The following is a 12,729-nucleotide window of genomic DNA, read 5'->3' as shown; positions in this document are numbered from 1 at the left end:
ATCGCCCACGTTGTGCGTCACGTGAGCGGAACCATCGAGCAGCTCTGGCCGCCATCGACGGGCAAACACACGCCCGTGATAAATCGGGCTTGCTCCGACGCGAGAAAGACGGCTGCGTTGGCCACGTCCCACGGGTCGCCCATGCGACCCATCGGCACCATCTGATTGCGTGCCTCGATCATGGCTTCCACGCTGCTGTACTGCGATGCGATCTGCGTATAGATCAACGGGGTGTGAATCGCGCCGGGAAGCACGCAATTGGCGCGAATGCCGTGGCGTGCGTACTGCATCGCCATGCTGACGGTGGCCTGATTCACGGCCGCCTTCGAGGCCGAGTAAGCGAAATAGGGATAGCCGGTCCACCCCAGCGCTGCCAGCGACGAGATGTTGATGATCACGCCGCTGCCGCGCTCGATCATATGCGGCAAGACGGCCTTGGCCGTGCGGTAGACCGAGCCCAGATTCAATTCGATGGCGAGATGCCAGGTCGCTTCGTCCAGCTCGACCGGGCCGCCCATGTGCGTCACGCCCACATTGTTGTGCAGCACGTCGATGCGCCCCAGGCGCGACAGCGTCTCGGCAACCGCTTGTGCCACCGACGTGGCGTCCGTGACATCGGCACGCACGGCGAGTGCCGTGCCCCCCGCTTGCTTGATCGCATCGGCCGTGCCGTCGGCCAGATCGCTGTCGAGATCGACGCAACACACACTTGCGCCAGCACGCGCATAGGCGAGCGCCGCCGCTTTGCCATTGTTCCAGCCATCGCCGCGACAGCCCGCGCCGAACACGATCACCGTCTTGCCTTGCATCGACGCCGTGGCGTTCATGGATTCGTTCATGCGCTGCCTCGCGATTTCGTCAATTTCTTTAAATCCATAATGTGGACTTTAAATAAAACGGAATATGTTGAACGAAGGATAGGAGATTACCCGTATTTGTGGATAGTGCTCGTTAACCACGATTCATAAAGGAGAGCCAATCCCTATAATTTTCGCAGGGTTACGCACATAAGCTGTCCACAATGTGAATTAAGCAAGTATTAATTCACACAGGAAATTCAGAATCAATAGTCCACAATGTGGAGTTTCATAAATGATTCAATCGTCAGCCGATGACATGCCGCCGCAAGGCGAAGACACGACGGCCGCCGTGGTGCCGATCGAACGAGATGGCTCGCAAAGCATCGACCGCGCGATGGCGTTGCTCAGTCTTGTGTCGGCGCAGAGCCGGGTCGGCATGCCGTTGCGTGAACTGGTCGCACAAAGCGGCCTGAAGCAGCCCACGGTACACCGCCTGCTCGGCGCGCTCACGCGAGCCCGTCTGATCGAGCAGGATCCGCAGAGCAAGCGCTATCACCTCGGCATCGAAAGCTACGTGCTGGGCACGCTGGCGGCCGAGCGCTTCGGCGCGCATCGCATCGCCGTGGGCAGCGTGGTGCGGCTCGCGCATCAGTCGGAGGACACCGCTTTTCTGACCGTACGCCGTGGCGATTACGCCGTTTGTATCCACCGTGAGGAGGGCGCGTATCCGGTGCGCGCGCAGGTGCTGACGATCGGGGACTGCCACCCGCTCGGCGTGGGCGCCGGCGCCATCGCGCTGCTGGCAGCCCTGGACGACGACGAGGTCGAGCAAACGCTGAGCGCGAACGCGGCGAGTTATCGCGAGCATTACCCGTCGATCACGCCCGAGGGGCTGTGGGCGCTGGTGCGCGAGACGCGCGAACGAGGCTACTCGATGCACCGCGGCTTGGTTCACCCCGGCTCATGGGGCCTGGGCATCGTGTTCCACGACGAATCGGGCACCCCGGCCGGCGCACTCTCGATCGGCGCGATCGAGAGCCGAATGGGCGAGGACCGTCAGCAAAAGCTGGTGCGCATGCTGCAGTCCGAGGTACGCAATATCGAGACGCGCTTGAAACAACGGTCAGACGCCCGTCCCGCCGATGCATCGGTAACGGCAGTTCGCGCCGGTCGCCGCGCGAAGTAAGTCAGGTCCGTCGCCAGACGGCGACGACAACGAGCGCCCTCGCACGCGCCAACAAAACGCCTGGAGACACCTTGAATCTGCCCTCCCATCGACACCTGAAGCAGCCCGGCCTCCCGGCTGTGCAGCGGATCGAATCCATCGTCGGCGATGCCCTGTCGCTCACCTTCGCCCTGGCCGACGGCCAAAGCTTGCGCGATGCCATTCTCGGCCCACTTGAAGCCGCCGGCATGGCCGCAGCAACCGTGCGTATCGAAGGCCTGCGAGTGCACTCGATGCGCTATGTCCGCCCAGCGGCGTCGCCCGACGACGAGCACGTGGCGTTCTATAGCGAGCAGCACTGCATCGACGAACCCGTCACGATCGAGCTGGCCTGCGCGACGGTCGGTCGCCGCGACGGCGGACCGTTCATCCACTGCCATGCCATGTGGCGCGCTGCCGACGGTCGTTGGCAGGGGGGCCATATCTTCTCCGACCAGGTGATCGTCGCGCAGGACACCGAGGCGCGCGCGTGGGGCATCGCCAACGCCGAGATGCGTGCGGACTTCGATGCCGAAACCAATTTCACGCTGTTCCGCCCGGTGCCCATCGAGGCCGCGCGCAAGCCAGTGCCGGCGTCTACCGGCCGCCGATGCGTGGTCGCGCGCATTCGTCCCAACGAGGATCTGGTGCAGAGCATTGAACAGGTCTGCCGCGAACACGGTCTGCGCGCGGCAACGATTCGCGGCAGTGTCGGCAGCATCGTCGGCGCGCGCTTCGAGAACGCCGCGCCGGTCGACGACATCGCCACCGAGATCTTCGTGCTCGACGGCGTCGTTGCCGAGGCCGCGAATGGACCGCGGGCGACGCTCGATGTCGCACTGATCGACCCGCGCGGCAACATTCACCAGGGACGCGTGGTACGTGGTGACAATCCGGTGCTGATCTGCTTCGAGTTGTTCCTGGAGGAGTCCCTCGCCGTCGGGACTGCCGCATGACGCGATACACGCTCTCGCACTGGGGCGTCTACGAGGCCGGCGTCGACGACACGGGCAAGACCTGTCTGCGCCCGTATGCGAAAGACAGTGACCCTTCGCCAATCGGCACGTACCAGACCGCCGATTCGCTGCGCGCCCTGCGCGTTCGCCGTCCGTCGGTGCGGCGCGGCTGGCTCGAGAATGGACCGGGAAGCGCCACGCATCTGCGCGGCAAGGAGCCCTTCGTCGAAGTGTCATGGGACGTCGCGCTCGATCTCGTCGCGAAGGAACTTGCGCGGGTTCGCGAGACCTACGGCAACACGGCGATTTTCGGCGGATCTTATGGCTGGGGGGGCGCGGGCCGGTTCCACCACGCCCAGAGCCAGGTGCATCGTTTCCTGAACTGTGTCGGCGGTTATGTCCGCCATCGGGATTCATACAGCCTCGGCGCGGCGCACGTGATCATGCCGCATGTCGTCGACGACATGAACGAGTTGATCGGCTATCACCATTCGTGGGACGTGCTCGCCGAACACACGGAACTGTTCGTGACCTTCGGCGGCGTGCCACAGAAGAATGCCCAGTCGGCACCGGGCGGCGTCGGGCGACATCGCGTTCCTGGTGGACTGCGCGCGATGCACGACGCCGGCGTCAAGTTCGTGAACGTCGGCCCCGTCTCGGACAATCTCGACACCGGCGGCGAGGTCGAATGGGTCGCGTCGCGCCCCGGCACCGATACGGCCTTGATGCTTGCCCTCGCCTGGGTGCTGCGTCACGAAAATCTGCACAGCCCCGCGTTCCTCGCCTCGCACTGCACGGGATACGACGAATTCGAGCCGTATCTGCTCGGACATGTCGACGGCATTCCGAAGACGCCCGCGTGGGCGGAGCCGATCACCGGTGTGTCGGCCGACACGATCACCGCGCTCGCGCGCCGCATGCACGCGCGCCGCACGATGCTCAACGTCGCGTGGTCGTTACAGCGCGCGCATCACGGCGAGCAACCGTTCTGGATGGTCGTCACCCTCGCCGCGATGCTCGGCCAGATCGGCCTGCCCGGCGGCGGCTTCGGCGTCGGCTACGGCTGCGTGAACACCTTGGGCACGCCGCACGACAAACTCGGCGGACCCACGCTGCCGCAAGGCCACAATCCGGTCAGCGAGTTCATTCCCGTGGCGCGCATCGCCGACATGCTCCTCAAACCCGGCGAGCCGTTCGACTACGACGGCCAGCGCTATCGTTATCCCGACACGCACCTGGTCTACTGGGCCGGGGGCAATCCGTTCCACCATCATCAGGACATCAACCGCCTGTTGCGCGCCTGGCAGAAGCCGGACACGATCGTTGTCCACGAGCAATCGTGGACCGCGACCGCGCGACACGCCGACATCGTGCTGCCGATCTCCACGTCGCTGGAGCGCGACGACCTCGGCTACGCGTCACAGGAAGCGATCCTGATGTGGATGGCGAAGATCGACGAGCCGGTCGGCGAATCGCGCGATGACTTCACCGTCTTCGCGGGTCTCGCGCAACGACTCGGCGTCTTCGCGGAATTTACCGAGGGCCGCGACGCCGACCAGTGGTTAAGGCACATGTACGAGGAGACGCGCAAGCGCTATGCGCGCGCCGACATCGCGTTACCGGACTTCGACACCTTCCGCGACGTGGGTATGGTCGATCTCCATTCACGCGCGCGGCCGGTGGTGATGCTCGATGCGTTTCGCGCCGATCCCGCCGCTGCGCCGCTGAATACGCCATCAGGACGCATCGAGCTGTATTCGCGCGAGATCGCCGCGTTCGATATTCCTGACTGCCCGGGCCACGCGTGCTGGCTGCCGCCGGTCGAATGGCTCGGCGCACCGCTCGCGACGACCTACCCGCTGCACCTGCTCACGGACCAGCCGCGCAATAAACTCCACAGCCAGCTCGACGGCAGCCCTTACAGCGCCGCCAACAAAGTTAGGGGCCGCGAGCCGCTCTACCTTCACCCGCGCGACGCCGCCGCACGCGGCATCCTAGACGGCGACATCGTCGAGGTGTTCAACGCGCGTGGTCGCTGCCTCGCGGGCGTGCGCATCACCGATCGCATTCTGCCCGGCGTGGTGCGGATGTCCACCGGCGCCTGGTACGACCCGGAACCGGACACCGGGCGCGACAAGCATGGCAATCCCAACGTCTTGACGGCCGACGTGCCGGCCTCGGGCCTGTCGCAGGGCTGCGCCGCGCAGTCATGCCTGGTCGAGGTCAGCGCGCCGGTCACCAACGCGCCGCCGGTGAGTGCCTTCGATTTACCTCTCTTCACTACCGAGGTCACGACCGACATCACTGCCGCAACCGCCGCACCGACCGAGCGCCTCTAGCGCCCGGTCGCATCAGGCACCCAAATCCAAAAAAGCAATCTTCAGGAGACACATCATGCAGAGCCTTTCCCGCCGTTCGATGCTGAAGCTTTCCCTGGGTACGGCGATCGCGGCCCCCGCGATCCTCAAGCACACGCGCGTCTACGCGGCCGACTTCACGCTGAAGTACGCCAACAACGCGCCGATCACTCACCCGCTGACGGTACGCATCACGGAGGCCGCCGAGGCCATCCGCAAGGAGACGGGCGGCAAGGTCGACCTGCGCGTGTTCCCGAACAACCAGCTCGGCGGCGACACCGACATGCTGTCGCAGTTGCGCGCCGGCGCGCTCGACTTCTTCACGCTGTCGCCGATGATCCTCTCGACGCTCGTGCCCAAGGCCGCCATCAGTGGCGTGGGTTTCGCGTTCAAGGGGTACGACCATGTGTGGAGCGCGATGGATGGCGAGCTGGGCGACTACGTGCGCGCGCAGATCGAGCGCGGCGGCCTGCACCCGTTCCCGAAGATTTTCGACAACGGCTTCCGCCAGATCAGCTCGTCGACGCGAACGATCAAGACGCCCGACGACCTGAAGAGTTTCAAGATTCGCGTCCCCCCGTCGCCGATGTGGACGTCGATGTTCCAGGGCTTCGGCGCGGCGCCGCTCACCATCAACTTCGCGGAAGTCTATTCGGCGCTGCAGACGAAGATCGCCGACGGACAGGAAAACCCGCTGGTCACGATCAATTCGGCCAAGCTCTACGAAGTGCAGAAGTACGTGGCAAAGACCAACCATATGTGGGACGGCTTCTGGTTCCTGTCGAACCGCGCGTCGTGGGCCAAGCTGCCGGCGGAAGTCCGCAAGGTGATCGAGGATCAGATCGCAGCCGCCGCGCTCAAGCAGCGCACCGATGTCGCCGCGCTCAACGACTCCCTCGAGAAGGACCTCACCGCGAAAGGCATTGCCTTCAATTCGGTCGACGCCGCGGCCTTCCAGAACAAGCTCCAGACCGCCGGCTTCTACAAGGAATGGCAGGGCAAGTTCGGCGAGCAGGCCTGGGCACTGCTGCAAAAGAGTGCGGGCCGCACGCTCTGAGCCCCCATAGGCCTTTCGAAGGAGACAGCGTATGAACCGCGCCAGGCTGGAGACTCGCATGAACAAAGGCATACTGCCGGCAGCCCCTGCCCAGGAGGGGCTGATCGCCGCGCTGCAATTCACCTTGGCGAAGTGTGTCGAGCTGCCGGCCGCACTGCTCGTGCTGGCCGAGATCGTCACGCTGTTCGCCGGGGTCGTCAGTCGCGCCGTGTTCCACAGCCCGCTGGTATGGTCGGATGAGCTGGCCTCGATCCTGTTCATCTGGCTGGCGATGCTCGGCTCGGTGATCGCCTTGCAGCGCGGCGAACACATGCGCATGACCGCCCTGGTCGGCCGCATGAACGCCGGCCGGCGCGCGTTCCTCGATGTGCTGGCGATCGCCACACCGCTCGCGTTCCTGCTGCTGTTCATGCCGAGCGCTTACGACTTCGCGGCGGACCAGGCCTTCATCACGACGCCGGCGCTCGAAATTGCCGACTCGTGGCGGGCCGCCGCAATTCCGGTGGGCTGCGCGCTGATGGTGCTGACCGCGCTGCTGCGACTGGTCCGTCACGGCAACTTGCGCATGGTCGTCACTGCCGCGGTAACGATCGGCGCGATCATCGGCGCGCTGCTGCTTGCGCAACCCGTGCTGCGTGGGCTTGGTAACGTGAACCTGCTGATCTTCTTCGTCGGCTTCGTGGCGCTGATGGTGCTTACCGGCGTACCGATCGCCTTCTCGTTCGCGCTCGCCACCTTCGGCTACCTGTCGCTCGGCACCACCACACCGGTCGTGATTCTGGCGGGCCGGATGGACGAAGGCATGAGCCACTTGATTCTGCTCGCGGTGCCGCTGTTCGTGTTCCTCGGCCTGCTCATGGAGATGACGGGCATGGCGCGCTCGATGGTGGCGTTCCTCGGCAGTCTGCTCGGCCACGTGCGCGGCGGCCTGCAGTATGTGCTGATCGGCGCGATGTACCTCGTCTCCGGCATCTCCGGTTCGAAGGCAGCCGACATGGCCGCGGTCGCGCCGGTGTTGTTCCCGGAGATGCAACGCCGAGGCGCCAAACCCGGCGACCTCGTCGCGCTGCTCGCCGCCACCGGCGCGCAAACCGAGACGATTCCGCCGAGTCTCGTGCTGATCACCATCGGCTCAGTGACCGGCGTATCGATTGCGGCCCTGTTCACCGGCGGCCTGCTGCCCGGCGCGATCCTCGGCGTCACGCTGTGCGCGCTGGTGTGGTGGCGCTATCGCAACGAGAAGGTGGGCAGCGGCGCGCGCGCCTCAGGCCGGGAGATCGCGAAAAGCTTCGCCATCGCGCTGCCCGCGCTCGCGTTGCCTTTCGTGATCCGTGTCGCGGTGATCGAAGGAATTGCCACGGCGACGGAAGTGTCGACCATCGGCATTGTCTATTCGGCCGCGATCGGGATACTGATCTATCGCCGCTTCGACCCCAAGCGGGTCTATCCGATGCTGGTCGAGACCGCTTCGCTGACGGGCGCGATCCTCCTGATCATCGGCGCGGCGACCGGCATGGCATGGTCGCTCACGCACTCGGGCTTCTCGACGATGCTCGCTGCAGCGATGCGCGACGTTCCGGGCGGTCCGGTCGGCTTCATGGCGATCTCCATCTTGGCGTTCATCGTTCTGGGCAGCGTACTGGAGGGTATTCCCGCCATCGTGTTGTTCGGCCCGCTGCTGTTCCCGGTCGCGCAGAGCGTGGGCATCAACGAAGTGCACTATGCGATGGTGGTCGTGCTCTCCATGGGCATCGGCCTGTTCGCGCCGCCGTTCGGCGTCGGCTACTACTCCGCCTGCGTCATCAGCAAGGTTCATCCCGACGAGGGCATGCGGCCCATCGTCGGCTACATCGTCGCGCTGGCCGTCGGCCTGGTGTTGGTCGCCGCCGTGCCCTGGCTTTCGACGGGCTTCCTGACCTGATCTTCCCCGTTTCACGCCTGAAATCCGGTTCTGCCAACGCGGCGCGCGCTGCCATGCAGCGCGTGGCCTGACGCGCGCCGGGACACGTCCACTTTGCACAGGAGACTTTATGAGCACCGTTGCATCCCCCCCCGCCGATACCCTGAGTACGCTTGCGCAGCGCGCGCATCGCATTCGCCACAACGCCATCACCATGGCCGAGGTTCAGGGCCAGGGCTATGTCGCGCAAGCCTTGGGTATCGCCGACGTGCTGGCCGTCGCCTATCTGCATGCGATGAACGTGCGGCCGCACGAGCCGGAATGGGAGGCTCGCGACCGCTTCCTGCTGTCAGTCGGCCACTACGCCATCGCGCATTACGCCGTGCTCGCCGAGGCCGGCTACTTCCCGAGGGAGGAACTCGTCACCTACGGTTGCGACGACAGCCGCCTGCCGATGTCGGGCATGATGTCGTACACGCCGGGCGCGGAAATGTCGGGCGGCTCGATCGGTCTTGGCCTGCCGATGGCCGTCGGCATGGGACTCGGCCTCAAACGCAAGCAGTCGACGTCGTTCGTCTACACACTGATGGGTGATGGCGAGCTTGCCGAAGGCCCGACCTGGGAAGCGGCAACGTCGGCCTCGGCGTTCAAGCTCGACAACGTCATTGCCGTCGTCGACGTCAACGGCGTGCAAGCCGACGGCCCGTCGACGGTCATCATGCCGACCGAGCCGCTGGTGCAGAAGTTCGAGGCGTTCGGCTTCTACACACAACGCGTGAATGGCAACGACCTGGCGGCCGTGCTCCAAGCCTTCGACAATGCCCGGTCGCACGACCGGCCCGTGCCGCGCATCATCATCTGCGACACCAAGATGGGCAAAGGCGTCGATTTCCTCGAAGCCCGCGAAAAGAATCACTTCATCCGCCTCGACCCGCCCGAGTGGCAACGAGCATTCAGCGCGCTCAACGCGCAAGGGAGCGCAGCATGAACACGTCCGTAGCCGATCAACCGACGACAACCCAAACCCGTCAGAACGCCATGCCCGCCGCGCCCGCCATCATCGCGTCGTCGGTCGATGAGGGACACCGCACACGCGCTACACCGTTCGGCAAGGCGCTCGTGGCGCTGGCCGATGCGCGTCCAGAGATCGTCGGCATGAGTGCCGATCTCGCGAAATATACGGACATGCACATCTTTGCGCAGGCCTATCCGGAGCGCTTCTACCAGATGGGCATGGCCGAGCAGTTGATGGCGACCGCCGCCGGCGGACTGGCCAAGGAGGGGTTCATCCCGTTCGCGTCTACCTACGCGACCTTCGCCGCACGCCGATGCTACGACTTCATCTCGCAGGGCGTCGCCGAGCAGGATGCCAACGTCAAAATCATCGGCGGCCTGCCGGGCCTGACCACGGGCTACGGCCCCAGCCACCAGGCCACGGATGACATTGCGATCTTTCGCGCGATGCCCAACCTGACCGTGATCGATCCGTGCGACGCGCTGGATATCGAGCAGATCGTGCCGGCCATCGCCGACCACCCCGGCCCCGTGTACATGCGGGTGCTGCGCGGCAACGTCCCGCTGGTGCTCGACGAGTATGGCTATAAGTTCGAGCTGGGCAAAGCCAAGCCGATACGCGATGGCAACGATGTCCTGATCATCTCGACCGGCTTCATGACCATGCGCGCCCTCGACGCCGCCAAGGCACTGGCGGCGGATCGCGTCGACGTGGCGGTGCTGCACGTGCCGACGATCAAGCCGCTCGACGAGGCGACCATCGTGCGCGAAGCAGCGCGCGGCGGGCGTCTGGTGGTCATTGCGGAAAACCACACGGTGATCGGTGGTCTGGGCGAAGCGGTAGCGGGTGCGCTCATGCGCGCCGAGGTATCGACGCGCTTTCGCCACATCGGTCTGCCCGACCAGTTCCTGGACGCGGGCTCCCTCCCGGTGCTGCAGGATCGCTATGGCATTTCGCGCAAAGCGATGATCGCATCGATCAAGCATTGGTTGGGGTGACGTGGACGGCGTGAGGTGCGGCAGGCCAGCGCGATGACGGATGCGCCATCCGCCTTACGTGCCCGGCGCATGCCGGGCACGTTGGCTATCGGCGACGGTCGACGGCGTCAGGGCGGCCGCGTGCCGTTCACAGGCCGGTGCTTCCTGACCGGTCTTTCGACGCGGGGCCGGGAACGTCGCGCAACCCCAGAAACGGAAACGGCGGCGCCACCTTGAAATCGGCCGAGACCTCACCGCTGAAGGTATTGCGCTGATCCTTGCCGAGATCGAGCCGCTTCACGGGCGCCCCGGCCGCGAAATCAACCTTGTTCAGATCCACCCAGAACGTGTTGGGCGTGAGCGCCGATTCAAAGAAATAAAGCATGCGCTTGTGATCGACGACCGTGCGCCAACGCGTTGACGAAATATTCGGCTCGCCCGGCGTCGTGATGCCGAACGGCACCGACGCATTGCGAATGACACTGAACACACTCGCCAACGCCTCGACCGGCGATTCGGTCTTTGGAATCGCATTGATGTAGAACGACGCTCGCGCAAAGCGATCCGACGAGCGATTCGTCCCCGGAAGGAACGTCGTTCCGCCAATCTGCTTCCAGTAACTGTTCAACGCAAGCTGCTCGTCGAACGTCGGCGAATTGGTCATCACCTGATACTGGCGGCCGTGGTGAATCACCTGCCGACCGTTGATGTACTCGACGATGGCACTGTCGCCCGACTTGTCGGACATCGACAGATGCAGCGTCGCGATCCGATCCTCGCCGGGCACGTTGTCCGTCACGATCGTGAACGGCGTCTTCTCCAGCGCCGCCACGGCTTGTGCAACCGTCGCGAAATTATCCAGTACGTACTGCGCCCAGGCCGCGATCGTCAGCCCCGGCTTCGACCCCTTGTCGAACGTCGGATATTGCGACTCCACCAACCAGAGCAACTGCGCCGACAGCCCTTTCTCGTTGACGCCGTCGGTCGTCGACACGTCGTAGCCCGTGGCCACCACGCTGCCGTATTTCGCCGTCCAGCGAAGCGAGTTGGGCCCCGCCTCGCCCGAGCGCGTCATGCCGCGCGGCAACACATAGAGATTGGTGGCGACGTCGACCCTCCAGTCCATCGAGCGCGCGGTAATCACGTCGTCGTTCGCGCCGAGATACACCACACGGGTACAGGCCAGTGCCGACAGCGGGGACAGGGCGAGCGTTGCGGCGGCGACGAGACACGGCAAGGTCTTGACGAACATTCGGGGCATGGTGATACCTCATGTTGGGGACACGGTTGCGCAAGAACCGTCAGTATAACGATGGAATCCGCCCCCTCCCCCGCCCGATCGCAAACAACGAAGCCCCGCCAGCGATGCTGCCTGGCGAGGCCTCGACTTCCCCCCTGGGGCCGGTCACCGGCCCTACGATTTGCCGGCTCAGCGCTGCGGTTGCGCCGCTGCGCCAACCTCCTTGCGCACCTTGGCCACCTGGGTGGCTGTCACCGCCGGCGCCTTGTTGCCCCAGCTCGAGCGCACGAACGTCAGCACGTCGGCCACATCCTGATCGGTCAGCCGGTCGTCGAAGCTCGGCATCGCGTAATGCGTGGGCGCCGACTTCGTCCACGGCATTTCCGCGCCGCGCAACACGATGTGGATGAGCGAGGTCGGATCGGCCGAGTTCACCGTCGAGCTGAGGGCGAGCGTTGGGAACGTCTGCGTGTAGCCCTTGCCGGTGCTGCGATGGCACGCCGCGCAGTTGTCGAGGAACGTGAGCGCACCGTTGCCCTTGCCTGCGCCCGTACGCAATGCCTTGGCCACGGTGTCGTCATAGGCGAGCGCCTTGGCGTTCGGATCGACCGGCTTGAGCGTCTTCAGGTACTTGGCAATCGCCGTGAGGTCGTCATCGTTCATGTGCTGGGTGCTGTGCTGCACCACGTCCGTCATCCCGCCGAACGCCGCGGAGTGGTCGTTACGTCCGCCCTTCAGGAACGCCGTGATATCGCCTTCGCTCCAGTTGCCCAGACCGTCGGTGACATCGCCCCGCAGATTCTTCGCGAGGAAGTTGTCGACCACACCGCCCGACAGGAATGCGGTGCTGTCGTCGGTGAGCGCCTTCTCCTGAAACGCAAAGCCGCGCGGTGTGTGGCAGGCGCTGCAATGGGCCAGGCCTTCGACAAGATAGCGTCCGCGCGAGATGGGATCGTTATCGGTCGAGGCGGTATCGCCAACGACCGCGGGCGCGAACATGTTGCGCCAGATCGACAGCGGCCAGCGCATCGACATCGGCCACGGGATATCGGTCGACTTGTTGGTCTGCGCGACGGGCTTCACGCCGTTCATGAAGTAGGCGTACAGCGCCTTGACATCGGCCGGACGCACCTTCGCGTACGACGTGTACGGCATGGCCGGGTACAACGTCGCGCCATTCTTCGCGACCCCGTGGCGCACCGCCTTGTCGAAGTCCTCGAGGC

Annotated in this window: 10 protein-coding genes; 7 read left to right on the top strand and 3 right to left on the bottom strand. The window is 64.9% G+C overall.

The window, feature by feature from the left end:
• Positions 1–17: 17 nt before the first annotated feature.
• Positions 18–839 carry an SDR family NAD(P)-dependent oxidoreductase gene (locus A985_RS0118430; RefSeq protein WP_017234849.1) on the bottom strand — a complete coding sequence of 274 codons (822 nt, stop codon included), beginning with the start codon at positions 837–839 and terminating at the stop codon, positions 18–20.
• A gap of 253 nt (positions 840–1,092) precedes the next feature.
• On the opposite strand from A985_RS0118430, the gene A985_RS0118425 reads away from it, so the two are divergent.
• The 7 genes from A985_RS0118425 (at position 1,093) to A985_RS0118395 (ending at position 10,287) form a co-directional block, all read left to right on the top strand.
• A complete protein-coding gene (locus A985_RS0118425; protein ID WP_017234848.1) occupies positions 1,093–1,986 on the top strand; it encodes an IclR family transcriptional regulator in 894 nt (297 codons plus the stop codon).
• Positions 1,987–2,057: 71 nt separating this feature from the next.
• Positions 2,058–2,960 (top strand): PCC domain-containing protein, encoded by a 903-nt coding sequence (locus A985_RS0118420; protein ID WP_017234847.1) that lies wholly within the window; start codon positions 2,058–2,060, stop codon positions 2,958–2,960.
• The gene (locus tag A985_RS0118415) at positions 2,957–5,299 is read left to right on the top strand and encodes a molybdopterin-dependent oxidoreductase (protein WP_017234846.1); all 2,343 of its coding nucleotides are present in this window, start codon (positions 2,957–2,959) and stop codon (positions 5,297–5,299) included. The genes A985_RS0118420 and A985_RS0118415 overlap by 4 nt, the downstream gene beginning before the upstream one ends.
• A 55-nt stretch (positions 5,300–5,354) precedes the next feature.
• A complete protein-coding gene (locus A985_RS0118410; RefSeq protein ID WP_017234845.1) occupies positions 5,355–6,374 on the top strand; it encodes a TRAP transporter substrate-binding protein in 1,020 nt (339 codons plus the stop codon).
• 58 nt (positions 6,375–6,432) lie between these two features.
• Entirely contained in the window at positions 6,433–8,295 is a 1,863-nt protein-coding gene (locus tag A985_RS0118405; protein WP_017234844.1) for a TRAP transporter large permease subunit, read from the top strand.
• Between the two features lie 109 nt (positions 8,296–8,404).
• A complete protein-coding gene (locus A985_RS0118400) occupies positions 8,405–9,262 on the top strand; it encodes a transketolase (RefSeq protein WP_017234843.1) in 858 nt (285 codons plus the stop codon).
• Between the two features lie 50 nt (positions 9,263–9,312).
• A complete protein-coding gene (locus A985_RS0118395; RefSeq protein WP_039830523.1) occupies positions 9,313–10,287 on the top strand; it encodes a transketolase family protein in 975 nt (324 codons plus the stop codon).
• 127 nt (positions 10,288–10,414) lie between these two features.
• Here the strand turns inward: A985_RS0118395 and A985_RS26150 are convergent, their stop codons facing one another.
• Entirely contained in the window at positions 10,415–11,527 is a 1,113-nt protein-coding gene (locus A985_RS26150) for a linear amide C-N hydrolase (RefSeq protein ID WP_051060255.1), read from the bottom strand.
• 168 nt (positions 11,528–11,695) lie between these two features.
• Positions 11,696–12,729: cytochrome c (locus A985_RS26145; protein ID WP_232424673.1), on the bottom strand; the 1,034-nt coding region annotated here is incomplete at its 5' end.

The sequence above is a fragment of the Pandoraea sp. B-6 genome, assembly GCF_000282835.1.
GTDB lineage: Bacteria > Pseudomonadota > Gammaproteobacteria > Burkholderiales > Burkholderiaceae > Pandoraea > Pandoraea cepalis.
This window is presented reverse-complemented; position numbering and strand designations above follow the sequence as displayed.